Here is a 26,476-nt window from a genome sequence, read left to right as displayed (position 1 = left end):
ATTGAAAAGAATATAAAACTTTTGGAATTCCACCCACGTCACTCCGCCGTTGGTGGGATAAAGTCCAAGATTTTTCTTTCATGGGAAAGATTCTCTGAGAAACGGGATACCGTTCCAACAAAACATTTTTTTGCCCGTCAACAATAATCGAGACCAATACCCTGGAGAGGTGAAGCCATGCTGGATCCATTCGGGCCCGAGGCCAGGCGGCTCGTTAAAGACGGGTTCGGTGGAATAACCGAGCTGCTCATGATAATACCGTCGTACGTTGGGGTTGATGCCGCCCTCGAGAGGGTTAGCTGGATAAAGTCCGGGGAAATACCCAAGGACATCCTTGAGCTGGAGGGGATACGGGATCTGCTCACATTCTACGCACTCCTGGGAGCGCTGGCCTTCTCACCGTACGGCCTTGAGAGGGAGGTCGTCAGGGAGGCCAACCTGAGGATATACCACCGGAGGATACTGCAGAGGGGAACACTCGTGGGGGTTTCCACACCCCTCGAGGCAGTCCCCGGCGGCGAAATCCCCGAGAGGGACAGAACCATACTCGAGAGAACCCACCACACAGAGCTGTCCCCCGACGAGAGGAGGAAGCTGCGGCTGGGATACAGGATACACCTGTCAAAGTTCCTGGAGCTGTGGGAGGGCTCCCTCAAAGATGTCTACGTTAGGAACGGATACGCGTACCTCACTGAGGAAGGCGCCATTGAGCTGTGGAAGCGCTCCTTCGAGAGGAACTTCGACAGGGCGGTGAACCTGCTCTACGAGATAAGGGACGAGCTGCCCGACTACTACCTCCGGCTCTACGAGAAGCTCGGCGAAATAGCGCGGGAGCACTACAGGGAGAGGCTGGAGAGGATGGGCCGTACCGAGGCCCAGCCCCTGCGCTTCGACCTGTTCCCACCGTGCGTCAAGATTGCCCTGGGCGGCGTTCCCTCGGGCCTCAGGAACTACGCTATAACCGTTCTCCTGACCAGCTTCCTGAGCTACGCGCGCCTCTGCCCCAATCCGCCACGGAGGGACGTCAGGATAAGAGACTGCGTGAGCGACCTGGGTGTTGTGGAGAGGGAGATACTGCCCGTGATCATTGAGGCGGGCAACCGCTGTTCACCGCCCCTCTTCGAGGACCAGCCCCACGAGGTAAAGAACATCTGGTACCACCTTGGCTTCGGCCTCACGGACAACCCTACCCTTGAGGACAGCGGGAACTCGACCTGGTACTTCCCTCCCAACTGCTCCAAGATACGGGCCAACGCGCCGGAGCTGTGCCGGCCGGACAGGGACTGCAGGAACATCAAGAACCCCCTGACCTACTACCTCAGGAAGCTCTACCTCGAAAACCGGAGGAATGGAGAAGACAAGGGCGGAGAACCTGACGAAGGGACCAAAGAGGGCGGTGAGGAAAATGGCTGAGCTCCTCAGGGAGATGACAAAGGAGGAGAGGGCGCTCTACTACAAACGGGAATGGAGCGCGAAGAGGCTGCCCGATTTCATCGTCAGGACCCTTGAGAACAGGGAGTTTGGATTCGACCACAGCGGCGAGGGGCCGAGCGACAGGAAGAACGTCTTTCTCGACGTCCGCGATCTGGAGGACTACGTGAAGACAACCGCCCCCTACGCCGCCTATTCCAGCGTCGCCCTCTACGAGGAGCCCAAGGGGATGGAGGGCTGGCTCGGGGCCGAGCTCGTTTTCGACATAGACGCGAAGGACCTGCCACTGAGGAGGTGCTCCCACATCCACGAGCACGGCCGTGTGTGCCCGATATGTCTCGAGGACGCGAAGGAGCTGGCGAGGGACACCCTCGTGGTTCTCAGGGAGGACTTCGGCTTCGAGGATGTCCACGTTGTCTATTCCGGCAGGGGCTACCACATCCGCGTTCTGGACGACTGGGCGCTCTCCCTCGACGGCAAGGCCAGGGAAAAGGTTCTGGCCTACATCAGTGCCGCGGAGGAGATAACTTTCGATGATATCCAGAGCAGGAGGATAATGCTTTCCTCCGGCTATTACAGGGTCTTCCGGCTCAGATTCGGGTATTTCATAAGGAGGGTCAACGAGAACCACCTGTTCAACATAGGCCTGAAAAAAGGCCAGGTTGAGAAGCTCCTGGAGGGAAGGGATGGGATATACGAGGGCTTCGTGCGGAAGGGACTCCTAACCGCGTTCCCGCGGGGAATAGGATACAAAACCCTGACAAGGCTGTTTTCTCTCTCGAGCACCTTCTCCAAGGCCTACTTCGACGGGCGCGTTACGGTGGACGTTAAGAGAATCCTCCGCCTCCCATCGAGCCTGCACTCAAAGGTCGGACTCGTGACGACGTACATCGGCTCGGATGAAAGAAAGCTCGAAAGGTTTAACCCCTTCGATGATGCCGTCCCCAGGTTCAGGAAGGAGGAGGTCATGGAAGCCTACGAAGAATGGCTGGAAGAGCACGGGGATGCACTGTGAACGGGAGGATAAAAATCGCCACGGCGATGCTGATATGGGGCAGCGTGGGGATATTCGGCCGCTTTTCGGGGCTGTCCGGGTTAGGTGTGGCTTTTGCTAGGGTCTCCCTCGGCGCCCTCCTGCTCCTCGCCATCCTTGTCGGGAAGAATGAATGGCTCCAATCGCTCCCCCCACTCCTGAGGGCCAAATGGAAGCCCCTCCTGGCACTCGGCTCTGCCCTTGCCCTCAACTGGACGTTCCTCTTCACTGCCTTCAACTACACCACGATAGCCAACGCGGTCCTCGTTTACTATGCCGCTCCAATCCTGGCAACGCTGATCTCCTGGCGCTTCCTCGGAGAGAAGATGAGCGCGAAAAGGTGGGGGCTCATCGGGCTGGCCTTCATAGGGGTGGGACTAATAATGAGCGGCCAGAGAATCGACCTTGGAGACAGGGATTTCGTCGGGATCTTACTCGCCCTGACTGCGGCTTTCTTCTACGCCCTGATACCGAATCTGGGAAGGTTCCTCAGAGAAATCGATGGGAAAACCCTGACATTCCTTCAGCTTGCCGTGGCATCTCTCGTCCTGGCCCCCATCGTGGCCATCTCGGACGTTGGAGAACCTGTCTGGTGGGCGGTTCTGGTTCTCGTTGCCGTTCACACGGTTTTTGCCCTCTACCTCTATATGGACGGGCTAAAGGAGGTGGAGGTTAGCGAGGCGGCTTTGCTGAGCTACCTTGACCCGCTAAGCGCGGTTGTTTACGCCCTTCTTATCTTTTGGGAAGTTCCAGGAATAAAAACGATTGCCGGAGGGACGCTCATACTTCTCGCATCGGCGCTGGACTTGATTTGGGCGAGGGGATCGTAGCCCGCCTTCTGTCTCAAGGGGACATTCGACTGAGCGGCCTACCACGGGGCTCGCACCGGGACTTCATCGCCCCTCCCTCGGCCTTGCACCCCGCGGGACGGCCGTTTCACCGGTCCCCGACGGGTCGTCTGCGGGTTAGCTCGGAGCCCGTCGCCGGGCCCTTCGCCGCTTTCATCCCCATACCCGCCGGGACGTGTCGTTTCTGCGCCGTTGCCCTCCCTCTCGGGAAGTGCCTCACGGCACCGCGGCCCCGGTGAGGTGGGCGGAACTTCCTCGGGAGCACCCCGAGAGTCCCCGACCCCCTCGCCGTGAGTAGTTTGGACAGCAGGAATAAAAAGGTTGGCATTTGGGACATCGAACGAAACAAAAAGAAAGTGAAAGCTCACTTCTTCCTGGGGAGCTCCTTGTTCTCCTTAAACTCCGGATTCTTGGGCCTCTTGAACCTGCCCAGGGGGGAGCGCCTCTTGGGCTTTGGCCTGACGCGCTTCTTCCGGGTGCCCTCCGCGCGGTTCAGGTAGTAGAAGGCACCCACCACCAGGAGGATGAAAGCCACTGCCACGAGGCCGATCCAGGGGGCCCTGGAGCCACCGCCACCACCGGTAGTCGTGGTGTTCGATGGTGAGGTGGATGAGGTCGTGGGCGTGGGGGACGAAGTCGTGGTCGTCGGCTCGGGGGGCTCCAGGTAGAGCTGTCCCTTCGCGGTGCTCGTCTCCCCTGCTGCGATGAGGGTAAACTCGTAGTAGACAGTCTTCCCCACCGGAACCTCAAACTTCACCGTTATCTCTCTGGTCCCGGGGGGTATGGATTCCTCTATGGAGTCCTTGTACAGTACCCCGTCGTCCGAGGATATCCTGTAGGTGAGAACGCCATTCACACTCCCGTTCCCGGGGTTTTCGACGGCGAGCTTAAAGAGCACCTCATCGTTGGCAGTTCTCTCGTAGGAGACGTTTGCAAGCACTGGGGGAGCTGAAACGGTGTAGGTAACGTTGCCTTCCCCGATCAGGCGTTCACCGAAGGTCAGTTTTATGACGGCCGTGATGGAGCCCGACACGTTAGTTGGGAGGGGAACTTCGAGAACCGTTGTACCCCCTCCAATCTCCGTTGGCTCCACGGCCCTCGATATCAGCTCCCCGTCCCTGTAAGCCTCAACCGTCAGGTTCATGCCGATGAGCCTCTCGGAGAGAACCGTCACGTACGCCCTGTTGTCCTCGTTCACCTTCACCTCGTCGGATTTCAGGGACACCCCCACCAGCGTGACCCCGAACTTTACGGGGAAGTCTTTGGAGTACCCGTACGTGCCCCCATCGTACCTGAGGAGATAGTGGAGCCGGTACGTCCCGGGGGAAAGGTCGTATCCGACGGGTACCTCAAACTGAACGAGGCCGTCCCCGGGTACGAAGGTCAGCGTCCTGTTCTCGAAGAAGTAGGTTTTTCCATCCCGGACCAGGGAGACCTGCCCCACCGCGGAGACGTTCCCGTGACCGATGTTGGTGACGTAGGAGAAAACGACTATGGTCTCCCCGTTCAGAACGTAGGATGAGTCGGGCCTGTCCTGAACGTAGGCCCCGACGTCGCCAAACTTTAGGGGGGAGCCCATCACGGTAAGGGCCACATCAACCGGAACAACATATATGAGACCGTTTTGCGTCGATGCAATAAAATTGAGCCGAAGTGTGTAATTGCCGGGGGAGACGTTGCGCGGGCACTCCAGCCGATAGCGCACGGTGTGGGTATCGCCCGCCTGCCAGTCAGTGAACACTGACGGGGAGATCGTAAAATTGAACCCATTAACACGGTTCATGTTCTCATCAAACACCAGAAAGCCCCTGAAGCTGACCACATGATAGGTGAATCCAACGGTGCTCTTGAGAGTCAGCACCCCCTCGGAGTAGTCGCCCCGCACAATTGAAATCGTGTCCGATGTCACAAGTCCAGATTGGGCAGAGACAAGGTGAGCGGTGGAAAGCAACATCAAGGACAGCAGCAAAATGCCCGCCTTTTTCATGAACCTCACCGGTCATTATTAAGTACAATTGGATATAAATTTACCTACCGTACAGGGACAGAAAGCACCCAGAGAGGATGAGAAAAACAGTGAACGCAATAAAAAGCCAGTACGCACGGATACCTGAGACGTGGGGGCGTATTATCATCCCAAGAATCAGGAGCATTGCACCGTACAGGCTGGCAAAAATTCCCAGGGCGAGGGTAACGGGAACCCCCAGGATCATCATGACGCCCAGAATGGCCCCCGCCAGCACGGTGACGTGGGGCACCGTGAAGATCAGATAATCCCTGAGAACCTTGGTGTCCTCGTCCATGGTCATCACTCCGCTATGAACGCGTAGGTTGTGGTGGTCGGGAGAACGCGTCTGATCCTCGGGAGCAGGTAGCGGGGGTAAAGCTCCTCGTCCTTCTCATCCAAGATGCTGTAGGTGCCAAGGACTTTCTCTATGACCTTGACCTCCACGCGCCCCCTGACCCTGAAGTAGCCCCTGTGGAGGGTGCTTATCTCCAGAACTATGGGCACCCTGAGGCGCTCGCACTCATCACCGTCCACCAGGCCCGTCAGGTACTCAAGCTCGGAGCGCCGGAAGTGGTGATAGCTCCCGTCGCGGAGTCTAACGCTGGGCTCCTCCTCCGCCAGGAGCTGGGAAAGGGTGGGACGGAGAGCGGGGAGGTGAAGGTTCATCCTCGCGATTTCCCTGTTCAGTATGTCCTCCGCCTTTGTCATGTTTATGGCTACGGCCGAAGCACAAAAAGCTTTGTTTGACATTAAAATGTAAATTTCATATGATTCTGACAACGGAATGAACATTTTGCTGTCAAAGGATGGAAGTCCCGCACATCCGCTCGTCATAGTGACAAAAATCCTGTGAAAAGGCTTTTATCCGATTAATCGTTCAGTAATCTGGCATGAAAATTGAACGTTAGAACAGTTAATGGTGATAAAAATGAACGAAATTTCCACGGTTGGAATTGGTCATGGGGCCGGGTCGCCGGGGTTCGTCCAGCTGGTCTTCGTCGACATCAACGGGGTTCCAAAGGGCATGGAGATACCCGCCGACAGATACGAAGAGGTTCTGACGGAGGGTATTGCCTTCGACGGTTCATCCATATCCGGCTTTCAGAGGATAGAAGACAGCGACCTCGTGCTGAAGCCCGACCCAACAACCTATACAGAGGTCCCATGGGAGGGAATAGCGAGGGTCTACGGATACATCTACAAAGACGGAAGCCCCTACGGTGCGGATCCGCGGGGGGTGCTCAGAGCGGCGATCGAGAGACTCGAAAAGGAGGGCTTCAGGGCATACATCGGCCCGGAGCCAGAGTTCTACCTCTTCAAAAAGAACGGAACGTGGGAGCTTAAGATACCCGACAGCGGGGGCTATTTTGACCTCGTCACCCTCGACAGGGCCCGCACCCTGCGGAGGGAGATAGCGCTCTACATGCGGGCCTTTGGCCTCGTCCCGGAGGTTCTTCACCACGAGGTCGGGAAGTCCCAGCACGAGATAGACTTCCGCTACGATGAGGCCCTCAAAACGGCGGACAACGTGATCAGCTTCAAATACATCGTCAAAACGACAGCCGAGATGCGCGGTCTATACGCGACCTTCATGCCCAAGCCCATCCACGGATTTCCCGGGAACGGGATGCACCTCCACATAAGCCTCTGGAGGGACGGAGAGAACGCGTTCATCGGGGAGGACGGCCTCAGTGAGGCCGCACTGCACTTCCTTGGTGGCCTGCTAAAGCACGCGAGGGCCCTCTCGGCGGTCACGAACCCGACGGTGAACAGCTATAAGCGCCTCGTCCCCGGCTACGAGGCTCCCGTGTACATCAGCTGGGGCTACCGCAACAGGAGCACCCTGATAAGGGTTCCCGCGTTCTGGGGCAACGGGGCCAGGATAGAGTACAGGTGTCCCGACCCCAGCGCCAACCCGTACCTGGCATTCGCGGCGGTTCTAATGGCCGGACTCGACGGAATAAAAAGAAGGCTGGAGCCGGAGGCGTACACCGAGGCAAACGTCTACGAGATGGAAGACTCCGAGAGGGCCGGACTCGGGATAGGTACCCTGCCCGGAAGTCTCGGGGAGGCGCTCGACGAGCTGAAGAGGGACCGGGTCGTCAGGGAGGCCCTGGGCGGTGCCTACAGGAACTTCGTGGAGCACAAAGAACGCGAGTGGGAAGACTACCTGGAGTACCTGGCCTCACGGGACATTCCCCAGGAAACAAAGAAGGTGACGGAGTGGGAGCTCGAGAGGTACTTCCACGTCTAGCGGGCTTCCTCCGGCCCCTCCTTCTCCCCCATGTGCACTATCACCGAGCCCCCTATGATCAGGGCGGCGCCGGCGAGCTGTGCCGCACTCAGCCTCTCGCCGAAGAGAACGAACGCCAGGACTATGGCGACCACGGGTTCTATGGTGGCAACTATGCTGGCCCTGCTGACCTCAACTTCCTTTAGCACGTGGTTGTAGAGGATGTAGCCGAGGAACGTCGGGAAGAGCGCCAGTGCGAAGAGATATGGAACCGCCCCCGCTGGAACGCTGAAGTCAGTGAAGGGGAGGAGAAACAGGAGCCCAAACAGGAGGGTGTAGAAGAGGGCCTTCTCGGGTTCTTCCTTCCTCACCGCGAGCTTGGCCAGAACCCCGTAGAGAGCGTAGGTCAGTCCGGTCAGGAGGCCGAAGAGGAGCGCCCTGGTCGAGAACCCGGCCCCGGAACCGTTGACGAGGACTACGCCCGCCATGACCATGACGAGGGCGATGAGCTTCTCCCTCCTCAGGGGTTCCTTGAAGATCAACCTGCCCAGAACTATCGAGTACACCGGGGCGGTGTAGAGGAGAAGGACCGCGAAGGAGACTGACGAGATGGTCACCGTGTAGAAGTAGAGGGTATAGAAGAGGAAGATGCTGAAGAATCCGTAGAGGGCGTAGAACTTCAGCCTCTCCCTTTCTAGGGACAGTCCAATCCCCCTGAGCTCAAGGTACGTACCGAGGAGCATCAGCGCGAAGAGAACGCGGTAAAATACCATCGTGAACGGACTGAGGCCAAAGCCGTCGAGGTACTTGGCGAATATGCCGAGGGTGCCCCAGCTCGACGCGGCAAGAAAAACTAAGAGGTATCCCCTCCTCATGGGCTCACCTCAGAGGACGGGGCCAACAGGGAGGCGCCTCTTGTGCTCGCTGCCCCTCACAAGTCTCTCGACGTATTCGACCCTCTCGACACTTATTCCAAGCTCCCCCGCTATTTCAGCCTTCTCCATTCCAAGGTCAACCATGCGCCAGAGTATCTCGTCGAGGAGGCGGTAGCTTATCCCGAGCTCGTCCTCGTCCGTCTGCCCCTCCCACAGGCCGGCCGACGGCTTCTTCTCGATTATCCTTTCAGGAACTCCAAGGAGCTTTGCTATCTCCCAGACCTCTGTCTTGTAGAGGTTTATGAGGGGAGCGTAGTCGCTCGCACCGTCGCCCCATTTCGTGAAGTACCCTGTGAGAACCTCGCTCCTGTTGCTGGTTCCGAGGACGAGGCGGTTCATTGCGTTGGCGTGGGCGTAGAGGAGCACCATCCTCGTCCTTGCCATCACGTTTCCCCTGCTCCTGGTATCGAGCCCTCCAACGGCCCTCTCGAACTCGTCCACGATGGGCTTTATGTTGACTATTTTGTAATCAATCCCCAGGCTTTCGCAGACGAGCTTGGCGTCGTCAAGGTCGCGGTTCTCGTAGTAGGGCATTATCAGGCCGAGAACCCTCTCCTTTCCGAGGGCCTTCGCGGCGAGGTAGGCGACGGTGGCGCTGTCTATGCCCCCGCTTATACCCACGACGACGCCATCGGTGCCGGCTCCATCAACGCTCTCCCTTATGAACCCGGTTATCCTCTCAATGACGGCGCTGTAATCAAGCTCCCTCATCTCCTACCCTCCTTCACATCCCTCAGCAGCTGGGAGTACCCCATGAAGGCCATAACAACCCCAACCAGCATCAGCACGAAGGCCACCACCGAGTAGATGGCGTAGGGGTAGTCAACGGCCGTCGCGCTGTAAGTATAGTTCACGCTCCCGTTAAAAATGTATATCACCGGTCTCTCGCTCGGGTGGAGCGTTATCTCGCGGTTCACAATCGTGTAGTTGGTCATTTCGGTCCCCTGAATCAGGGAGAGGTTGGCACCCGAAGAGGAGAGGATCAGCGTTCTGTTGTGGTACAGATACTCAGTCTCGAATTTATCATCACCCAGGTAGTGCATTCCCTCCTCCAGGGTTCCACTGGCCGAATAGACCTTGCCAACGCGGTAGAAACCCGCCGCGGATATAACGAGGGCGAGGACGAGCATTATCAGGCCAGCCCTGAGAAGAGGGTACTCCATGGCATCCCTGAACGTTCCCATAGGCATCACCCAGAGTAAAGAAAAGAAGAAGATCAGTACTTGCCAACGAGGTGGCACTCCGCAAAGTGGTTGTGCTCGTACTCGACGAGCTGCGGGTGCTTGGCGTCGCAGAGTCCCTTCTGGGCGTAGATGCACCTCGGGTGGAAGCGGCATCCGGGCGGTATATCAACGGCGTTGGGAACCTCACCCTTGATGGGCAGCTCCTTGATGACGTTCCTGCGCTCCGGTTTGGGCTCCGGAACGGCGGAGAGCAGTGCCCTTGTGTACGGGTGGAGCGGGTTGTCGATGACCTTCTCGACCGGTCCCATCTCGACTATCCTACCCAGGTACATGACCGCCATCCAGTCGGCGAAGTACCTGGCGGTGGACATGTCGTGGGTGATGTATAGGTAGGTGACGCCCATCTTCTCCTTGAGCTCCTTCATCAGCTCGAGGACCTCAGCACGGATGGACACGTCAAGCATCGAGACAGGCTCATCGGCGACGACGAAGGTCGGGTTGAGGATGAGGGCCCTTGCTATCGCCACACGCTGCCTCTGACCACCGGAGAGCATGTGCGGGAATCTGCCGACGTAGTCCTCTGGCGGGGTTATCTTGACCATCTCGAGGGCCTTGTAGATGAGCTCCTCGCGCTCGGCCTTGGTCTCGCCTATGCCGTGTATGAGCAGCGGCTCCTCGAGGATGTCGAATATCCTGAAGCGCGGGTTCATTGAACTGAACGGGTCCTGGAATATCATCTGCACGTGCCTGCGGTAGTTGAGTATCTCCTCCTTGGTCTTGACGTGGGTGACGTCGTTGCCCTCGAGGTATATCCTTCCGTCCGTCGGCTCGAGGAGCTTGACGATGAGCTTTCCGGTGGTTGATTTACCACAGCCGCTCTCACCAACCAGGGCGAAGACCTGCTGCTTGTATATCTCGAAGCTTATGCCGTCAACGGCGTGAACCTTCTTCTGCGGGGCACCCTTGATGGTGTCCACGAAGCCTCTCTTGATGGGGAAGTACTTCTTGAGGTTTTCAACTTTAAGTACCGGCTCGGCCATTTCTCACACCTCACAGCAGCCAGCATGCGGCGTAGTGGTCCTTATCAACTTCCTTCAGCTCGGGCTCCTGCTCCTTACAGACCTGCATAACGTATGGGCACCTCGGGTTGAAGCGGCATCCCTTCGGCGGGTTGATGAGGTTGGGCGGCTGTCCCGGAATGAACTCAAGCCTCTCAATGTCCTCGTGGAGCCTCGGTATAGCTGAGAGGAGCTTCTGGGTGTACGGGTGGGCCGGCTCGTAGTAGATCTTCTCGCTGTCTCCAATCTCGACGATCTTGCCCGCGTACATGATGGCAACGCGGTCGCTGATCTCGGCGAGGATGCTGAGGTCGTGGGTGATGAATATCATGGAGAGACCGAGCTCCTTCTTGAGCCTCTTCAGGAGGTTGATGATCTGGGCCTGGACAACGACATCGAGGGCCGTTGTCGGCTCATCGGCTATGACCACCTCGGGCTCAAGCAGGAGGGCAGAGGCTATGATGACACGCTGCTTCATACCTCCAGAGAGCTCGTGGGGGTAGCGGTAGACGATCTCAGGGTCAAGACCCACGAGCTCAAGGTACTTCTGGGCCCTGTCAATGGCATCGTCCTTGCTCATGCCCTTGTGGAGGAGGAGCGGCTCGATCATCTGGTGACCGACGGTGTAAACCGGGTTGAGGGCGTTCATGGCACCCTGGAATATCATGGCTATCTTCTGCCAGCGGACCTCCTTCCTGAGGACGTCCTCGGGGAGACCGACTATCTCCCTGCCATCGATTTTGATGCTGCCTCCGACTATCTTACCCGGTGCGGTGGGCATTCCCATAAGGGTAAAACCGAGGGAGGACTTGCCGCATCCGCTCTCACCGGCAAGTCCCAGCACCTCGCCCTTCCTGAGGTTGAAGGTGAGGTCATCGACGGCCTTGACGACACCCTTGTTGGTGAAGTAATACATCTTGAGGTTCTTAACTTCGAGTACGTTCTTGGCCATTTATACCACCTCACAGCTTCCTGAGCCTCGGGTTGAGTATCTTATCGAGGGCCGTACCTATGAGGACGAAGGTCAGGCCGACGACAGCTATACCGAGCCCGGGCGGGAGAACCCACCACCAGTAGCCCTTAGTCGTCGCCGCCTGCGCCTGAGCCGCGTTGAGTATCTGTCCCCACGTAACAGCCGTCGGGTCTCCGATACCGAGGAAGCTCAGGGAAGCCTCGGCGATAACCGCACCCGGAACGCTGAGGGCTATGACGGCGAACGCGTAGGGCAGGAGCTGCGGCAGTATGTGCTTGAAGATGATCCTTCCGTTGCCGGCACCGAGGGCCTTGGCGGCCTCGATGTAGGTCTGCTCCTTGATCTGGAGGGCCATACTTCTCGCGATCCTCGCTATTCCCATCCATCCAAAGATGACCAGCAGCAGGACTATGAACATTAGGGTCACGTGTCCCACCGTGGCACCGATGAGGATGAGTATCGGCAGGCTCGGTATTGAGGCGAAGATCTCGTTGATACGCATCATGAACTCGTCGGCGTTTCCACCGAGGTACGCACTTGTAACTCCGTAGACAAGACCTATGACGGTGCTGAGGACGGAGACGAGTATACCTATGACGAGCGAGACCCTGCTACCCCAGATGATGCCTGCCCAGAGGTCCCTTCCAAGGTAGTCGGTACCCATGGTTCCGTAGCTCCTTCCGAGGAAGGTGATCTTTATGTCATCGATGACGACCTTGTTCTGGTCGGGGGCAGGGTTGTCGATCTTGAGGACGAGCTTGTAGTCGCCCCAGAGGGGCTCGGGGTTGTTTATGATGTCCTCAGCCTTCATTCCAGGCTCAACCTTGGCAAAGGCCGCGGACACGAGGGTGTTGATGTTCATGATGACTATCGGGTCCATCTGGGCCTGGAACGGGTCAAGCTCCCTGCCCTCGGTGACGTTCACGAGCCAGACGTAGATGTTGGCGGAGATCGCCGCGTCCCTACCGACGGCTATGGTGGTGGAACTCGTGAGGGGCTTGTTGTCCACGAGGGGAACGGTCTTTCCATCGGGCCTCTCAAGGTACAGGCTGTACGTCGGAGCCTCGGACGGCATGTTCAGGGTCACGTTTATGTTCCTTATGATGATTCCCTGCGGGCCGAGGTAGTAGCCCTTCGAAAAGCTGTAAGGGGCCTCGATCAGGATTTCAGTGTTGCTCGGGTGGGTGATCGAGAGCTCATCGCCGTAGTAAGATACCTGAGGAACGAGCTTCTGGGAGGTGAACATGTTGTACCAGGTCGGCGGAACGTTCTTGGGGTTGTCCTCCCAGTAAGCTGAGCTCCTCCACTTATCAGGGAGGTCCGGTATTGTTGTATACGGGGCTGTAAGCGCGACGAGGACGAGGAGGATGAGGAGAAGGACGCCGGCTATACCGGTCTTCTCCCTCTTAAACTCTTCAAGGAATTCCTTAAATCCTTCTTTGACGTCGACCCATCTCATCGTGAATCACCTCACATCTTGGAGGAAGCACCGACCTTGACACGCGGGTCGAGGAATCCGTAGACCATGTCGGCGAGGACGACTCCCGCAAGGTAGAGTACTGTGAAGAAGTACGTCAGGCCTATGAGGAGGTTGGTCTCGTTCTGCTGAAGGGCGACCCAGTAGAGTCTGCCCATTCCCGGGTAGTTGAAGACGAGCTCACTGATGATGGCACCGCCGAGCGAACCGAGGAGTGAAAAGATAATCATGGTAACTATCGGCGGAGCCGCGGCGCGGAGGGCGTGACCGTAGATGATCTTGTGCTCAGGGACACCCTTGGCCCTGGCGGCCATTATGAAGTCCTCCTGGAGGGTGCCTATCATGATGTTCCTGGTTGTCCATGCCCAGCCGCCGAAGGCAACGAAGACGTAGGTGATTACAGGAAGGGCGAGCTTGTAGATAACGTCCTTAACGTGCTCCCAGCCGGTGAGTTGAGGGTCAAACATCGAGCTGAGCGGGAACCAGCCGAGCTTGAAGGCGAAGATCAGAAGGAACATCATTCCGGTCCACCACATCGGCAGACTGTATGTGAGCAGTGCGAAGATGGACAGACCCCTGTCGAAAACACTGCCGGCGTGCCTGGCGGCTCTGACTCCAAGGAAGATACCCAGGATGATAACTATTATCGTCGCGGTCGTGAAGAGCAGGATGCTCCTCGGAACGGCAACCTTGATGATGTCGGAGACGTTGTTGGTTCCGAAGATAGGCGTGGTGGTGGTTCCAAAATCAAGCTTCAGCGTACGTATGGCCTTGTTGTAGACCTTCTGCCAGTACGGAAGGTTGAGCTCGTATTTCTCACGAAGGAACTGCTCGTGCTCGGCCTTCGCCTTTTCATAGGCGTCCTGGCCCTGCGTTCTCAGGATATTCTGACCTGTGGTCCTGTCCCATTGCATCATTTCATCGTTCATCTTTGCCAGGTTGCTCTGTTCCGCAACCTTAACAAAGAGTGCCGAGATAATAAACGTCACAATCAGCAGAACAAGGATGGCGTTCAGAATTCTAAACACCAAGTACTTTAGATATCCCATTTTTTCACCCCCACGTAGGTTGCTCGTGTTTAATGTATCTTTTTCAACATTGTAAAACTGACTTTATATATCTTACTGCATAGATGTGCACATTTTCATAGAAGTGCACTATGGAGCCTGGAAAGAACCGTCAAAAACGCAGGTAAAATTCAAAAAATAGGGGAAAGAACGAAACTACTTCACTTCTTCTTGGTGAAGTACCAGGCGGCCGCGGCGATGACGATTATCACCAGGCCAACGACGACGTAGGTGGTGGTGTTGCCGCCTCCGGTTGAGGTCTCAGTCGAGGTTGTCGGGGTTGTTGGGGTGGTAACGCTCGGGCCGGTCTCGGTGGTGGTCGTGGTGCTGGTTATGTCGTCCCAGGTGAGGCCGGAGATCTTGAGGATGACCTTGGCGAGGTCATCGACGTGCTGCTTGGTGAGGAGGTCGAGCTGGAGGAGTCCCTCACCGCTGCTGCTGAAGGAGTACTTGCTGCTGGCGTCGTAGGCGTCGCCGTTGGCGACGAGCTCACCCATGGCCCAGTACATCTCCCACGGCATGCTCGGGTAGAGGATGTAGTTGCTCGCGGTAATGTCATCGGCGAACGGGTGGACGTAGGTACCGTAAACCACGTAGCCGTTGTCGGTGAACTGGAAGCCGAGGTAGGTCTGGTAGGTGGCGGCAGTGTCACTCAGGGCGCTGTCGTAGTACGGGTCGTCCGGGGTGTCCTTGTATGCCCAGGCGTAGTAGAAGGCGATGTAGTACTTGATGTCATCAACGGTCATCTTCACGCCGTTCTGCCAGTCACCCATGTCACAGGTGACGGTGACCTTAACCTTGGCGGTCTCGCCGGCGTGGGCGGCAATCCAGCCCTGGGTCTGGTTGTAGATGACGGCATCGTCCGGAACGGTGAACTCACCCCTCTCAAGGGTCCACTTGCATCTGTACGGGACGTAGATACCGTCGAAGTTGGTGGTACCGCCGGTGTCGTGTATGAGGTTCCAGAGCCTGGTGCTGTAAACGTCGGTGATACCTCCAACCGGGTTGATGGCGCTCATGAAGAGGGCACCGGTTGAAGCGAACTGGGCAACCTTGAGGTGCTTGTCCGGAGTCTTGGCACTCATGAGGCTCCACCTGCTGGCGATACCAATGCTGTCGTCACTGACGATGTCGGTAACCCTCTCCTTGTTAACCGGGTAGAACTCCCAGTTCTCAACGAGGAAGATCCTGACGCTGTCCATGATACCCATGGTGATACCGATCTTCTGGAGGTCCCAGTACTGGTCGGCGTTGTTGAGGACTATGGTGGTGTTGGTGGCCGGGTCGGTGTACTGGGTCATGAGGAGGAGGTAACCGATCTCCTTGGTGGTCCACTTGAGTATCGGGCCGAGGCTCTCCTCGCTGGTGTAGTACTTGGTGTCGAGCTTCTGCAGGCCGGCGGTAACGCTGCCGTCACCGATGTACTTGAGGGCGTCCTCAACGGTGACGTCGGGCTGGTGCCTCGGGTCGTTGAAGTTCGGGTAGTAGCCAAGCGGGGAGTACCAGTAGTAGATCTGCCAGTCGGGGTACATGCTTCCAAGACCACCGGCACCCCAACCACCGGTGTAGAGGTTCCACTCGTAGGTGCTGATCGGCTTCCTGAAGACGATCTCGCTCGCCTTCTGCCTGTCGAGGAGCATCCTGTCAACCTTGAATCCGACCTTCTTCTCGAGGAGGTCGGAGATGTAAAGGCCTATGTCCTTCCTCTCGTCCTCGGTACGGATAACGAACTTAACCTCAACCGGCTGACCGTCGAAGTACCAGAAGCCGTCATCCTTCTTCTCGAGGGTGTGGCCGGCAGCGGCGACCTGCTGGGCGGCCTCCTGCATGGCGTCGCTTATCATCTTGAGGGCGAGGTCCTCGTTTCCGTCGGCGGTGAGGTGGAGCGCCTCGTAGACGGGATCGAAGTACTTGGCGGCCGGGTCGCTCGGGTGATACCGCTGAGGGCCGGGGCACCGCTACCCTGGTAGATGTTCTGGATGATGTAGTTCCTGCTGATGAGCCAGTTCATGGCGAACCTGACCTTCCTGATGGCGAACGGGTTGAAGTAAACGTTGTCACCGACGGTGACGATCGGGGCGTCCTGGTCTGGGTCCTTGTACGGGTTGATGCTCAGCTCGACGGAGGAGCTGGCGCTCTTGTAGAGGTTAAGGTTGGCGAGGACGTCGCTTCCAAGACCCTGGTACTTGTTGGCACCGAAGGCGAAGAGACCAACGTCGAACTCGCCCTTGGCGACCTGGAGAATTATGGTCTCCTCGTTCTGGACACCCTGGTACTCGATAACATCGGCGTAACCGTCCTTCGGGAGCTTGGGGTCGTCATTGAAAACAGTCCTCTTTCCATTAAACTTCTCAAGTTTGAGGTAAAGGTTCTCGGGAGAGTACATCGAGAGGATGTACGGACCGTTGCTGATGACAAAGTGACCGTACTTGAGGTACCACTGGAGGTCTGCCTTAAAGCGGGCCTTGGCCTCGTCGCTGTTCAGCGGTATGTCCTTCGGGGTATAGTCCGCCGCGCTGACGGAGTGGACGGCAAACAAACTAAACAACATCAAGCCCATAATAAACAATCCCAAAGCCTTCTTCATACTCCACTGCCTCCTTCACTTTTTGGCAATATTGCCATATGTGGTGTATAATGGCATGAGGATATACATTGAAAGCCTATTTAAGGGTTACGTTCTTGTAAAAGTAACGCCGGTGAAAACAAGAGGACATGGAGCCAATCAGCCTCAATACAGCCATCACACGGCCTCGCGCCAATTGTGCCATCGCACACCCACGTACTACCACTAAAAAACAGCAAATCAGACAAAATTTCTAAAGAAGATCACACAAACGTGGAGAAAGCCCAAAAAATCGTTAGCCGCCTTTTTGAAGGACACCCCCTCCCAGAGAGAGGCAAAAAACTTAAAATGCCAACGCATCCACCCCCAAGCGGGCACTATGTACGACCTGGTTCTGAAAGGGAAGTTCCTGACGGGTGGGAAACTGATAGAAGGGAGCATAGGGGTTTCTGGCGGCAGGATCCTGCGCGTCTCAACGGGCGAGCTGAAGGGAGAAGAAACCATTCAAATTGGTCGTGGAAAGGTCATACTCCCTGGCTTGATAGACGTGCACGTCCACCTGAGGGATTTTGACCAAAGAAAAAAAGAAACTGTCGAAACTGGCACGATGGCGGCGGTTCACGGGGGAATAACCACGGTCTTCGACATGCCCAACACCCAGCCGCCCGTCTTGGACGTTAAGACATTTGAACGGAGGAAAGCACTGTTCGAGGGGACCGCATACGCTGACTACGCCCTGGGCTTTCTGATAAGAAACAACTGCGGGGATGCTGTGAAGGCCGGTGCGGACTTCTACAAAATCTTCATGGGGGCCTCAACGGGGGGAGTCTTTTCGGAGGATTTTGAAGGGGATTACTCCTGCGCTCCAAGCATCGTTAGCGTCCACGCGGAGGACGCCGAAATTATCGCCCAAAATCCCGAAAGACCGCCGGAAGCCGAAATCAGGGCAATAAAAAGGGCATTGAACGCGGCAGAAAAGCTGGGGAAGCCCCTCAACGTCTGCCATGTATCAACTACTGGTGGAATCGAGGCGATACTGCGGAGAAACCTTCCGTGGGTAAGCTTCGAGGTTACTCCCCACCATCTCTTTCTGACGAGAAAGGACTTCGAGGGGAACCCGCTCCTCAGGGTTTATCCTCCGCTGAGGGACGAAGAACATAGGAGGGCACTCTGGAGGAACTTTTCCCGCATTCCACTCATAGCCAGCGACCACGCACCCCACACGCCGGAGGACAAGGAATCGGGGGCGGCGGGGATACCGGGACTGGAAACGGAGGTGGCGCTTCTCCTCGACGCCGTGAACAGGGGAATGCTCGAGCTTTCCGACATCGTTGAAAAGATGCACACGAATCCAATTAGAATATTTGGAATAAGGAACAAGGGGTTTGAGGTGGGAAAGGACGCGGACTTCACCGTGGTGGACCTCAAGAGGGAGTGGACGGTTAAACCGGAGGACTTCTACACGAAGGCAAAATGGAGCCCGTGGGAGGGAAGAAAGCTGAAGGGAAAGGTATTGATGACCCTTCTCAGAGGAAGGGTTGTTATGGAGGAAGATGAAATCGTGGGAAAGCCGGAGGGGGTCAGGATAAATGCTGGAAAGGGTAACACTTAGGGAAGTTTGGGACGCTGCCAGGGACGTTAAAGCCTTCCGCTTCGATAAGAGGCTCGAATTTACCGCCGGACAGTTCATAATGACATGGCTCCCGGGAGTCGGGGAAAAACCCTTCAGCCTGGCCTGGAGGGACTTGATAGTCGTCAAGCGCGTTGGCCCCTTCACGTCGAGGCTCTTCGAGCTGGCTGAGGGAGACCACCTCTGGATCCGCGGGCCGTACGGCAGGGGCTTCGAGCCAAGGGGAGAGAAGATAGCCCTGATCGGCGGCGGCATAGGGATTCCACCACTCTACGCCTTCGCAAAACAGCACCGGCGCAGATTTGAGAGGATAACACTCCTCTACGGGGCAAGAAGCAGAGAGGAGCTGGCACTGATGGACATCGAGAACTACGTGGACGAAGTGGTAATCACGACCGATGACGGCTCCGCTGGCAGAAAGGGCTTCCCAACGGACGTGCTGGCGGAGAGAAAGAACGAGTTCGACCAAGTCTACGCCTGCGGCCCGGAGCCGATGCTCAAAGCGGTGCTGGGGGTTATGGACCACAGGAACGTCCAGGTTTCGGCGGAGCGCTACATGAAGTGTGGAATCGGTGTCTGCGGCTCCTGCAACCTTGGAAAGTACCTCGTCTGCCGCGACGGGCCGGTTTTCGACGGCTTCCAGCTCAGGGGACTGCTCTGACCAATCAGGTTTTTAAACCCCTTTTCTCTGTTTCGGCCGGTGAGAGAATGAAGAAGATGAGCTGGGAGGAGTTCGCGAGGAGCATGGGAGTGGAGCCGCAAATCCTCGAGAACGAGGAGGCGAGGCTGTTAAAGAAGTTCGTGATGGATTTGAAGTTCCCCACCCACTGTCAGGGCTGCCAGGGGCTCGATCTGAGCAACCCCAATCCCGTTCACCACCCGAGCTACGAGCTCACGCCGGCGTGCAACCACGACTGCATATTCTGCTACTCAAACGTCGCGGTGAAGCTCGGAAAGGCCCCAAAGCCCGGCTACTACGGCTGGGAGAGGCCATACGCCATAACCGTTTCACAGTACGGCGAGCCGCTCATAAGCCCGCGCATAGTTGAAGTGAACAAGATACTCCGCGAGCGCTTTCCCGAGGCGAGGCTCGATCTTCAGACGAACGGTTCCCTTCTCACCGAGGAGCTGTGGGAGAAGCTCGACTTCGACCTCGTGATGATAAGCCTCGATGCATCAACGAGGGAAAAGCACCTCAAAATTACCAACGCCGACACCTTCGATGCGGTTGTAAACGCCTTGAGGATAGTCGGAAGAGATAAGAGCGTCCGCTCGGCTGTGAGGACTATATTCATGCCCGGCATAAACAACGAGGACATACCGAAGATAGCAGAGCTTGCGGCTTCCCTCGGAATAGACGAGATGATGCTCCAGCCCCTCACGATTCACGAGCTGAACGTCGAGCGGTTGAGAAAGGCCGGCCTCGACTTCGAGCGGGCCGAGAGCGTAAGGGACTACCTGAAGGCCGCGATGGAGGCAAAGAAGTACATAGACGTCCGCATAAGCGGCTGTCAGCTCGCAATCTACAGGACGATGGATCCATTGACGCTGTTCAGCGCGAGGCGCGTTGCCAGGGACGTCGCACCGGCGATGAAGAGGGAGAGAGCCTGACAGCCCTGACATGGGGGCGAGGCTTTCAAAAGAAAAATATGACCTCAATCACTATTTTTACATCAAATGTCCAAACACGCCCAAATTTTTCGGTTTATTCACAGATGGAAAGCTTTTTAAGCGAGGTGAGTATTTTACCACGGTGCTCCAGGAATGAGATTCATTGGTAAAGTCCTGGAGAACGTAACACTGCTAATAATTGTTCTCGTCATCACGGGTGTCCTAATCGCCCAGGCCGAGCACAAGATAAACTCGATCGAGATGAACAAGCTCGGCGTTCCCGTGGAAGGGAAGATGGGGATAAGAGAAAGCCTGGAAAAAACCTACGAGTACGCCAACTTTTCGTTCGCACTCTTCAGCAGGAAGAACGGAACGGTCATCGTCGCGAAGCAGGGCGACATGGAGGCCAGGATATACAACCCCAGCCCCAGGGAGAGTTTCGAGGAGGTCTTCATGACGACGCCGGAAAAGGCTATCCTGACGACCTTCATCGTTCTCCTCCTGACTATGGCCATGGTGTTCCTGCTGGGCCTCTACTGGGGCTTGAAGGCTGGCTATCGGGGAGGCCGGTGGGACAAGGTTCTTTCCACACTGGCACCGATATTCTCCGCAATTCCCGGCTGGTTCTGGGCAATATTTCTCCTGTGGACGCTCTGGTGGCGGCTGGATCTTTCCACGATAGACTACATGAACTACATCGCCCGCGCCAAGGCGACCGGGGAGATAAGCGTTTTCACCTATCTGAACGCCCTTCTCCTCCCGGTCCTGACGCTGACCTTCGCCAACGTCGTCATATACGCTTTCAACGTGAGAACCCTGGTGAAGAGGGAAACCCACGAGGAGCACTTCTTCGCGGACGTGCTCAAGGGCCTTCCCGACAAAAGGATCATGAAAAAACTCCTCAGAACAGTCCTTCCATCTTTCCTAACCTTTACAAGCTACAACTTCCTCAGCCTCCTGATAAACGCGATGGCCGTCGAGAAGCTCTTCAACGTGAACGGCATAGGCTACGTCTTCGCCTGCTCCGCTGGAAAGAACTACCACCCGTCACCCAGCGGCGAGATAACACAGACGTTCACCTTCAACGGCAGGTACATATTCTTCGTCGCCCTCGTCATGGTTCTGCTATACTTCATCAACTCGACGGTTATGGAGGCCCTCTACCTGAAGCTCGACCCCAGGGTGAGGCGGAATGTTTGAGAGAAACATCTCGACCCCGGCGGCGGTGGTGATAATCGTCTCCTTCCTCATCGTCTCCATCATCGGCCCCCTCACCCTGAACCGCGAGGACGTTGAGAACTGGGACAACCTGGGCTACTGGCGTCTTAACCCGATAGGCGTTCCCCCGGAATGGTACGGCGAGCTTGCAGGATTGCCGAGGACGGAGTGGCTCCAGGGGGAGCGTCAGGCCGGAGAGTTCGTCTTCACCTACGACTTCCACTACTCCTCCGCACCCTCGGACATAATCTTCATTCCGAACTCGACGGGAGTGATGAGGATAAAGATAATCGGACCAGACGGGCGGGAATACGTCCTCTGGGACGGCTACGTTTTCGGTGAGATACACTTCTCCAAGAACCCCGGCGTGTTCGTCAGAATAGCCGAGGAGAAGTGCAACGTGACGCCCGAAGGCGGGAACCTGCTGTTCCACGATGCCTTTAACATAATATTCTCGAAGCCCACCGAAGACTGCCTGGATCACCCGGAATTCCTGAAGGGGCGGTACCTGATAGTGGTCGAAGGTCCGGAGAAAGAGCCGAAGATAAGGGTGCTCGGAAAGAGCTACGGCTTCCTGGGAACCGACACCGTCGGGAGAGACGTCTGGACCGGCTTCATATGGGGAATGAGAGAAACCATAACCATAGCTATCCTCGGCTCCCTCGCAACGGTTGGTCTGGCCCTGATTCTGGGAACGCTGAGCGTCCTCTCCAGCTGGGTGGGTAGGATAGCGGATTTCATCTCACGGCTCGTGACGGTAACCCCGGTTCTTCCGGTGGCGGTGTCCGCGGTGGTCCTGGTGGCGGCGATAGACGAGAACTACGTCATCAAGGCCAGCCCCCTCGCAATAGCCCTTATCGTAGGAGTTCTCATGATGGGAAACGTCTCGAGGAACGTCCGCTCGATGGTCGAGGAGGAGCTCAGAAAGGAGTACGTCGAATCGGCCAAGGCGCTCGGCGGGAGTTCCCTCTGGATTCTCCGGAAGCACGTCTCAAGGGTTCTGGTGCCCTACGCCATCTACCAGTTCGCCCTGGCCGTCCCCGGAACGATAGCGTTCATAACTCTCCTGGGCTTCTTCAACATCGTGCCGGGCTTCAACTGGGGCACCATAATGAGCCAGACGATAAGGGAGGGAGCAACCTACAGGCTGGCGTGGTGGCAGGTGGTTCCGGTGGGCGTTTCCATAGGCCTTCTGGCGCTCTCCTTCGTGTCGCTGAGCAGGAAGATAGAGGAGGAGTTCCTGAAGCGCTGAGGGGAAGCGTTAAATAAGTGCTGAGCAAAATAAAACCAGAGGGACAGGGGGGATACCCCGTGCTGCGGGAGCTCTTTGCATTCCTCTTCCTGACGGCATTTCTCTTCATCAACCTATCCCTGATGCTGATGCGGGCCTTTGGAAGCCTGACGGGAATGGCCTGGAGGAAGGTTCTCCGCCTCGAGGTTCCTGAGAACGAGAAGAAGGGCATCGAGAGACTCTACACCCTTGTCTGGATAGCCGTTGGAGCCTGGGCGTTCTGGAAGCTCTGGGGGGCCAGCTGGAGCGCGGCCTTCTTCGGTTTCCTCGCCTTCAGGAGCGGGGCCAACATAACCAGGACTCTAGTCTACGGCCTCCACGACCAGAGGGTCATAGAGGAGTACACCGAGGACAGCACGGTTCTGGGAATAATCGGAATGGCGACCAAGCTGTCGATACTGCTCGAAACGATCTTCGTCGTCGCCTTTGCCCTCGCCTACAAGGCTTTCTCCGTAACCCTCAGTCCAAACGGTATGAGCGCCAACACCTTCATTCTCTCGCTCTGGTTCTCCGGATTGGCATTCGGTCTGCTCTTCGGCTGGTTCATCGCCAGAAACAACAGAGGGATACTCCTCCAGAATGCCATAGCCACGGTGGGCTTCTTCGCGACGAAGAAGGGCAAGAAAAAGACAGACGAGACCGTGAAGAGGGCGAAGGACACCACGGGGAAGCTCAAGTCCAAGGTGCCAAAACTGCCCAGATAAAGCTTTTAAGAACTTTCCCTCCCTTCCAATCATGCTCAAGTGCTCAATCTGCATTCACGACGAGAGGACGGCAAAGATAGACGTAATCGACGGAAAGCCCGTGTGCAGGGAGTGCCAGGTTTACCTGAGACACCCCGTGGACCGGGAAAGGATCCGCGCCGAGCTCGAGGAGATTATGAGGAACGTGGACAGGGCAATCGTTGCCTACTCCGGCGGAAAGGACAGTACCGTGGCGCTCTATCTGGCAAAGGGGGTCTACAAGGTCCCGAAGCTGGAGGCGGTGATGATAGACCACGGCCTGATGGCAAGGGAGGCCATAGAGAACGCTGAAAGAACCGCCAGAGCGCTGGGCGTTCCGTTCAAGGTTCTCCGCTACGACTACTCCGACATCTTCCGCGAGGCCCTTCTCAAGGCAGAATCGCCCTGCAGACGCTGCTCCAGGAGAACGATGGAGAAGCTGAGGAAGTACGCCCTCAAAAACGGCTATAAGTACATCATCACCGGCCACGAGCTTCCCTTCGGCCACCACTCGTACAGGCTCATGAGCGGCGGGGTGACCCAGATAAGACTCCTCTCCATGATGACCGAGAAGGAGAGGCTTGAAATCCTGGAGAGGCTCCCCTTCGAGTTCCCCGAGCTGCCTGGCTACACCACCAACTGCCTCGTCCTCGGTCCGGCCCTGGAGCGCTACTGGGAGAAGCACGGCCATAGCTTCGAGCACCGCAGAATAGCCGCCCTGGTTCGCTACGGCCTCATGGACAGGGAGAAGGCGGAGAAGGAAACCTCAAGGCCTGTGGTACCCGCGGAGCAGAAAAAGTTCGTATACCGGAAATTGGGGCTTGATACGCTCTTCCCGGAGTGACGCTTTAATTTTCCGGGAACCGTTGATTTATATTTCCTTCTTCTACCGGACGAAAATTACTCAGGTTCGTAAATGTTTTAAAGAGTACATCGATGTCACTTCCGGGTGGGAACATGGCTAAAGCCGGAGCCGTTGCCAGGATAATCACGAGGAATCTTTTAATCCTGTTCCTCGCCCTTCTCGTGGTCGGAACCATCATAGCGGGTGGAGAACTGCGGATTGAAAGGAACGACCTCGGAAAGGTCTACAAGTTCTACCCGAAAAACGACAGTAGCCTGCTGGACACTATAGGCGGCTACTTCTCCGCCACATGGAAGTTCCTGAGGGACCCGCCGGAGGTGAGGGGGGAGAGCCTGGAGACCTTCGTCGTCAAGAGCTTCGCCCTCCTCGTGCTGACCGAGGTCTTCCTCCTCGCGGTAGGGCTTTTCCTGGGGCTGAGGGCAGGCTACTACCGGGGGTGGATCGATAAGGTGGTCTCCGTCCTGGCCCCAACCCTCTCGGCCATGCCCTCCTGGTTCATAGGCGTGGTGTTCCTGTTCCTCTTCTACTGGAAGCTCTCCCTGTTCCCCATCAACTTCGAGGGCACCATCAACTGGGCGGAGGTGCACGGAACCCTATCCACGAGCACCTACCTCAGGGCCCTGGCCCTTCCGGTGCTCACGCTGGTGTTCTCGAGCCTGTGGGAGTACGCGTTCAACGTCAGGAACATGATAGTGAACGAGCGCAACGGCGACCACGTGCTCTACGACGTCGCGAGGGGACTGCCAGAGGGGAGGATAATGCGCAAACTCCTCAGAACCGCTTTACCGGCGTTCCTGACATTCACGACGTACAACTTCCTGGAGATACTGACAGGAATGATGCTCATCGAGGTTATATTCAACATACACGGCCTCGGCTATCTGATGGCGATTTCATTCGGGCTGACCCGCATTGGGGACGGGTTCGGTTTTGCCTATGCACCCGAGATCCTGTTCTTCGCGACGGCGGTTATGATGCTGTTCTACTTCATCAACGCCGTGGTGATGGAGGGCCTGTACCTCTACCTGGACCCGCGCTCGGGAGGGGAGAGGCAATGAGAACCAGCAAGCTCAGGCTGGGAGTGGCCATCATCGTGATATACACCATCGCAGCGTTCATCGCCCCCTACTTCGTGAACGAGGAGAAGATAGAGAACTGGTACAACGGCCTCTACTGGAAGGACAACCCCAAGCTCGTTCCGCCCTCGTGGGTGAACCTCTTCGGAAAGAGCCTGCCTCCAACGGAGGAACTGGCCCCTGTAAAGAGTCAGCCTGGCCTTCAGACCTTCGAGTACGACTTCAGGTACTCAAAGCCACCCCAGGATATAATAGTGAAGTTCAACAGAACCGAGGGAAGGCCCGTGACGGTAACGGTGACGACGCCCTCAGGGGAGAGCTACCAGTTCTACAGGGGAACCTCCGATGAAGTCTCCCTCGCCTATCAGTGGCAGGTGCTGATGGAGATAGCTGAAGACAGGGGAGTGGAGTTCAGAATGGAGGACACGGCCTTTAGAATGGGCCTGAAGCCGCTGTTCTTCGTGAACCGGAGCGGAGAGGTCGTTCCGGAGCACGGGGTTTACACGATAACCGTTGAGGGAGCAATCAACTCAACGGTCAAAATAGTGGGAGCCACCTACGGTATCCTGGGAACCGACACCTACGGCAGGGACGTCGGTGCGGCATTCCTGTGGGGGGCGAGGCAGACGGTAATCCTCGTCTACCTCACGGCGGTGGTGGCTGTGGCCCTTGGAACGCTCGCCGGCCTCGCCGCCTCACTTAGGGGAAAAGCCGGAACGGCCGTGGATTCCATATCGAAGCTCTCCACAATAATCCCAGTCATACCCTTCATGATAGCCCTCATACCCCTGACCGGGAGCGTGTCCTACAACGCCAGGATAACGATACCCATGTGGGCCTTCGTGCCGGCGCTGGCGTTTCTGCTCTTCGGGAAGATAGCCAGGAACGTGGGGGCTATAGTCAGGACAGAGCTCAACAAGGAGTACGTGGCCGCGGCCGAAAGTCTGGGCGCCGACAGGAAGTGGATACTCCGGAGGCACATACTGAGGATAGTCGGGCCATACTCAATCTACCAGCTCTCGCTCTTCGCACCCAAGGTCATCGCGCTGATATCGATACTGGGCTTCTTCAGGGTCGCACCCGGATTCAACTGGGGAACGATGCTGGGAATGGTGCTCAGCCAGAACGCGATATACAGCATGGCCTGGTGGATGATAGTGCCAATCGGCCTCGCCCTCGTGGTATTCGCCCTCGCCTTCGTCCTGATAAACCGTGAGCTGGAGGAGAGGTTCCTGTCGAGGGGGTAGAGT

General features: G+C 56.9%; 25 protein-coding genes and 1 other RNA gene. 13 read left to right on the top strand and 13 right to left on the bottom strand.

Annotation, left to right across the window (positions count from 1 at the left end; all coding sequences use genetic code 11):
• Window positions 1-177: 177 nt before the first annotated feature.
• Genes priL through E3E42_RS00405 form a run of 3 tightly spaced genes read left to right on the top strand, consistent with a single transcriptional unit; the run spans window position 178 to window position 3,294 of the window.
• Window positions 178-1,413 carry a DNA primase large subunit PriL gene (gene priL, locus E3E42_RS00415; protein ID WP_167902157.1) on the top strand — a complete coding sequence of 412 codons (1,236 nt, stop codon included), beginning with the start codon at window positions 178-180 and terminating at the stop codon, window positions 1,411-1,413.
• A complete protein-coding gene (priS, locus tag E3E42_RS00410; protein WP_167902156.1) occupies window positions 1,406-2,446 on the top strand; it encodes a DNA primase catalytic subunit PriS in 1,041 nt (346 codons plus the stop codon). The genes priL and priS overlap by 8 nt, the downstream gene beginning before the upstream one ends.
• Window positions 2,443-3,294, top strand: a complete 852-nt coding sequence (locus E3E42_RS00405) for a DMT family transporter (protein WP_370519555.1) — start codon at window positions 2,443-2,445, stop codon at window positions 3,292-3,294. Before priS ends, E3E42_RS00405 begins: the two co-directional genes overlap by 4 nt.
• On the opposite strand, the gene rnpB is transcribed toward E3E42_RS00405, so the two are convergent.
• From rnpB to E3E42_RS00385, 4 genes are all read right to left on the bottom strand, one after another.
• Window positions 3,280-3,601, bottom strand: an RNA gene (rnpB, locus tag E3E42_RS00400) — RNase P RNA component. The genes E3E42_RS00405 and rnpB overlap by 15 nt on opposite strands.
• A gap of 75 nt (window positions 3,602-3,676) precedes the next feature.
• Window positions 3,677-5,299: a hypothetical protein gene (locus E3E42_RS00395; protein ID WP_167902482.1), complete on the bottom strand. Its 1,623-nt coding sequence runs from the start codon at window positions 5,297-5,299 to the stop codon at window positions 3,677-3,679.
• 40 nt (window positions 5,300-5,339) lie between these two features.
• Window positions 5,340-5,621 (bottom strand): hypothetical protein, encoded by a 282-nt coding sequence (locus tag E3E42_RS00390; protein WP_240913583.1) that lies wholly within the window; start codon window positions 5,619-5,621, stop codon window positions 5,340-5,342.
• Window positions 5,621-6,028: a DUF61 family protein gene (locus E3E42_RS00385; protein ID WP_167902154.1), complete on the bottom strand. Its 408-nt coding sequence runs from the start codon at window positions 6,026-6,028 to the stop codon at window positions 5,621-5,623. Before E3E42_RS00385 ends, E3E42_RS00390 begins: the two co-directional genes overlap by 1 nt.
• Before the next feature lie 220 nt (window positions 6,029-6,248).
• On the opposite strand from E3E42_RS00385, the gene glnA reads away from it, so the two are divergent.
• The gene (gene glnA, locus E3E42_RS00380) at window positions 6,249-7,574 is read left to right on the top strand and encodes a type I glutamate--ammonia ligase (RefSeq protein ID WP_167902153.1); all 1,326 of its coding nucleotides are present in this window, start codon (window positions 6,249-6,251) and stop codon (window positions 7,572-7,574) included.
• On the opposite strand, the gene E3E42_RS00375 is transcribed toward glnA, so the two are convergent.
• From E3E42_RS00375 to E3E42_RS12120, 9 genes are all read right to left on the bottom strand, one after another.
• Complete coding sequence (locus E3E42_RS00375) at window positions 7,571-8,428, bottom strand: EamA family transporter (RefSeq protein ID WP_167902152.1); 858 nt, start codon at window positions 8,426-8,428, stop codon at window positions 7,571-7,573. The genes glnA and E3E42_RS00375 overlap by 4 nt on opposite strands.
• A gap of 9 nt (window positions 8,429-8,437) precedes the next feature.
• Complete coding sequence (locus E3E42_RS00370; protein ID WP_167902151.1) at window positions 8,438-9,199, bottom strand: NAD+ synthase; 762 nt, start codon at window positions 9,197-9,199, stop codon at window positions 8,438-8,440.
• A complete protein-coding gene (locus tag E3E42_RS00365; RefSeq protein ID WP_240913582.1) occupies window positions 9,196-9,678 on the bottom strand; it encodes a hypothetical protein in 483 nt (160 codons plus the stop codon). The genes E3E42_RS00370 and E3E42_RS00365 overlap by 4 nt, the downstream gene beginning before the upstream one ends.
• A gap of 26 nt (window positions 9,679-9,704) precedes the next feature.
• On the bottom strand, window positions 9,705-10,712 hold the full coding sequence (locus E3E42_RS00360; protein ID WP_167902150.1) for an ABC transporter ATP-binding protein: 1,008 nt from the start codon (window positions 10,710-10,712) through the stop codon (window positions 9,705-9,707).
• 10 nt (window positions 10,713-10,722) lie between these two features.
• Complete coding sequence (locus E3E42_RS00355; RefSeq protein ID WP_167902149.1) at window positions 10,723-11,682, bottom strand: ABC transporter ATP-binding protein; 960 nt, start codon at window positions 11,680-11,682, stop codon at window positions 10,723-10,725.
• Window positions 11,683-11,692: 10 nt separating this feature from the next.
• Entirely contained in the window at window positions 11,693-13,162 is a 1,470-nt protein-coding gene (locus E3E42_RS00350) for an ABC transporter permease (protein WP_167902148.1), read from the bottom strand.
• An 11-nt stretch (window positions 13,163-13,173) separates the two neighbouring features.
• Window positions 13,174-14,229: an ABC transporter permease gene (locus E3E42_RS00345; RefSeq protein ID WP_167902147.1), complete on the bottom strand. Its 1,056-nt coding sequence runs from the start codon at window positions 14,227-14,229 to the stop codon at window positions 13,174-13,176.
• Window positions 14,230-14,408: 179 nt separating this feature from the next.
• Entirely contained in the window at window positions 14,409-16,091 is a 1,683-nt protein-coding gene (locus E3E42_RS00340; protein ID WP_370519554.1) for an LPXTG cell wall anchor domain-containing protein, read from the bottom strand.
• Window positions 16,088-16,798 (bottom strand): ABC transporter substrate-binding protein, encoded by a 711-nt coding sequence (locus tag E3E42_RS12120; RefSeq protein ID WP_370519553.1) that lies wholly within the window; start codon window positions 16,796-16,798, stop codon window positions 16,088-16,090. Before E3E42_RS12120 ends, E3E42_RS00340 begins: the two co-directional genes overlap by 4 nt.
• Before the next feature lie 394 nt (window positions 16,799-17,192).
• Here E3E42_RS12120 and E3E42_RS00335 point away from each other — a divergent pair, with 394 nt between their 5' ends.
• The 9 genes from E3E42_RS00335 to E3E42_RS00295 all read left to right on the top strand — a co-directional run bounded on the left by E3E42_RS00335 (window position 17,193) and on the right by E3E42_RS00295 (window position 26,473).
• Window positions 17,193-18,425, top strand: a complete 1,233-nt coding sequence (locus E3E42_RS00335) for a dihydroorotase (RefSeq protein ID WP_167902146.1) — start codon at window positions 17,193-17,195, stop codon at window positions 18,423-18,425.
• Entirely contained in the window at window positions 18,403-19,104 is a 702-nt protein-coding gene (locus tag E3E42_RS00330) for a dihydroorotate dehydrogenase electron transfer subunit (RefSeq protein ID WP_167902145.1), read from the top strand. The genes E3E42_RS00335 and E3E42_RS00330 overlap by 23 nt, the downstream gene beginning before the upstream one ends.
• 47 nt (window positions 19,105-19,151) lie before the next feature.
• Window positions 19,152-20,054: a radical SAM protein gene (locus E3E42_RS00325; protein WP_167902144.1), complete on the top strand. Its 903-nt coding sequence runs from the start codon at window positions 19,152-19,154 to the stop codon at window positions 20,052-20,054.
• 153 nt (window positions 20,055-20,207) lie between these two features.
• Window positions 20,208-21,254, top strand: a complete 1,047-nt coding sequence (locus tag E3E42_RS00320; RefSeq protein ID WP_167902143.1) for an ABC transporter permease — start codon at window positions 20,208-20,210, stop codon at window positions 21,252-21,254.
• Complete coding sequence (locus E3E42_RS00315) at window positions 21,247-22,524, top strand: ABC transporter permease (RefSeq protein WP_167902142.1); 1,278 nt, start codon at window positions 21,247-21,249, stop codon at window positions 22,522-22,524. Before E3E42_RS00320 ends, E3E42_RS00315 begins: the two co-directional genes overlap by 8 nt.
• Window positions 22,525-22,583: 59 nt before the next feature.
• Window positions 22,584-23,267, top strand: a complete 684-nt coding sequence (locus E3E42_RS00310) for a hypothetical protein (protein WP_167902141.1) — start codon at window positions 22,584-22,586, stop codon at window positions 23,265-23,267.
• Between the two features lie 31 nt (window positions 23,268-23,298).
• Window positions 23,299-24,129 carry an ATP-binding protein gene (locus E3E42_RS00305; protein WP_167902140.1) on the top strand — a complete coding sequence of 277 codons (831 nt, stop codon included), beginning with the start codon at window positions 23,299-23,301 and terminating at the stop codon, window positions 24,127-24,129.
• Between the two features lie 113 nt (window positions 24,130-24,242).
• A complete protein-coding gene (locus E3E42_RS00300) occupies window positions 24,243-25,208 on the top strand; it encodes an ABC transporter permease (protein ID WP_167902139.1) in 966 nt (321 codons plus the stop codon).
• Complete coding sequence (locus E3E42_RS00295; protein WP_167902138.1) at window positions 25,205-26,473, top strand: ABC transporter permease; 1,269 nt, start codon at window positions 25,205-25,207, stop codon at window positions 26,471-26,473. Before E3E42_RS00300 ends, E3E42_RS00295 begins: the two co-directional genes overlap by 4 nt.
• Window positions 26,474-26,476: the final 3 nt, after the last annotated feature.

Origin of the sequence: Thermococcus sp. JdF3, from assembly GCF_012027495.1 — an archaeon.
GTDB lineage: Archaea > Methanobacteriota_B > Thermococci > Thermococcales > Thermococcaceae > Thermococcus.
The sequence above is the reverse complement of the archived record's forward strand: the minus strand, read 5'-3'. Positions and strand labels throughout refer to the sequence as shown.

Bases quoted from the DNA above. Each gene is read 5' to 3' on its own strand.
- priL (WP_167902157.1), top strand. From the start codon at position 178: ATGCTGGATCCATTCGGGCCCGAGGCCAGGCGGCTCGTTAAAGACGGG.
- priS (WP_167902156.1), top strand. From the start codon at position 1,406: ATGGCTGAGCTCCTCAGGGAGATGACAAAGGAGGAGAGGGCGCTCTAC.
- E3E42_RS00395 (WP_167902482.1), bottom strand. From the start codon at position 5,299: ATGAAAAAGGCGGGCATTTTGCTGCTGTCCTTGATGTTGCTTTCCACC.
- E3E42_RS00390 (WP_240913583.1), bottom strand. From the start codon at position 5,621: ATGACCATGGACGAGGACACCAAGGTTCTCAGGGATTATCTGATCTTC.
- E3E42_RS00385 (WP_167902154.1), bottom strand. From the start codon at position 6,028: ATGACAAAGGCGGAGGACATACTGAACAGGGAAATCGCGAGGATGAAC.
- glnA (WP_167902153.1), top strand. From the start codon at position 6,249: ATGAACGAAATTTCCACGGTTGGAATTGGTCATGGGGCCGGGTCGCCG.
- E3E42_RS00375 (WP_167902152.1), bottom strand. From the start codon at position 8,428: ATGAGGAGGGGATACCTCTTAGTTTTTCTTGCCGCGTCGAGCTGGGGC.
- E3E42_RS00370 (WP_167902151.1), bottom strand. From the start codon at position 9,199: ATGAGGGAGCTTGATTACAGCGCCGTCATTGAGAGGATAACCGGGTTC.
- E3E42_RS00365 (WP_240913582.1), bottom strand. From the start codon at position 9,678: ATGCCTATGGGAACGTTCAGGGATGCCATGGAGTACCCTCTTCTCAGG.
- E3E42_RS00360 (WP_167902150.1), bottom strand. From the start codon at position 10,712: ATGGCCGAGCCGGTACTTAAAGTTGAAAACCTCAAGAAGTACTTCCCC.
- E3E42_RS00355 (WP_167902149.1), bottom strand. From the start codon at position 11,682: ATGGCCAAGAACGTACTCGAAGTTAAGAACCTCAAGATGTATTACTTC.
- E3E42_RS00350 (WP_167902148.1), bottom strand. From the start codon at position 13,162: ATGAGATGGGTCGACGTCAAAGAAGGATTTAAGGAATTCCTTGAAGAG.
- E3E42_RS00345 (WP_167902147.1), bottom strand. From the start codon at position 14,229: ATGGGATATCTAAAGTACTTGGTGTTTAGAATTCTGAACGCCATCCTT.
- E3E42_RS00340 (WP_370519554.1), bottom strand. From the start codon at position 16,091: ATGATAAGCGACGCCATGCAGGAGGCCGCCCAGCAGGTCGCCGCTGCC.
- E3E42_RS12120 (WP_370519553.1), bottom strand. From the start codon at position 16,798: ATGTTGTTTAGTTTGTTTGCCGTCCACTCCGTCAGCGCGGCGGACTAT.
- E3E42_RS00335 (WP_167902146.1), top strand. From the start codon at position 17,193: ATGTACGACCTGGTTCTGAAAGGGAAGTTCCTGACGGGTGGGAAACTG.
- E3E42_RS00330 (WP_167902145.1), top strand. From the start codon at position 18,403: ATGCTGGAAAGGGTAACACTTAGGGAAGTTTGGGACGCTGCCAGGGAC.
- E3E42_RS00325 (WP_167902144.1), top strand. From the start codon at position 19,152: ATGAAGAAGATGAGCTGGGAGGAGTTCGCGAGGAGCATGGGAGTGGAG.
- E3E42_RS00320 (WP_167902143.1), top strand. From the start codon at position 20,208: ATGAGATTCATTGGTAAAGTCCTGGAGAACGTAACACTGCTAATAATT.
- E3E42_RS00315 (WP_167902142.1), top strand. From the start codon at position 21,247: ATGTTTGAGAGAAACATCTCGACCCCGGCGGCGGTGGTGATAATCGTC.
- E3E42_RS00305 (WP_167902140.1), top strand. From the start codon at position 23,299: ATGCTCAAGTGCTCAATCTGCATTCACGACGAGAGGACGGCAAAGATA.
- E3E42_RS00300 (WP_167902139.1), top strand. From the start codon at position 24,243: ATGGCTAAAGCCGGAGCCGTTGCCAGGATAATCACGAGGAATCTTTTA.
- E3E42_RS00295 (WP_167902138.1), top strand. From the start codon at position 25,205: ATGAGAACCAGCAAGCTCAGGCTGGGAGTGGCCATCATCGTGATATAC.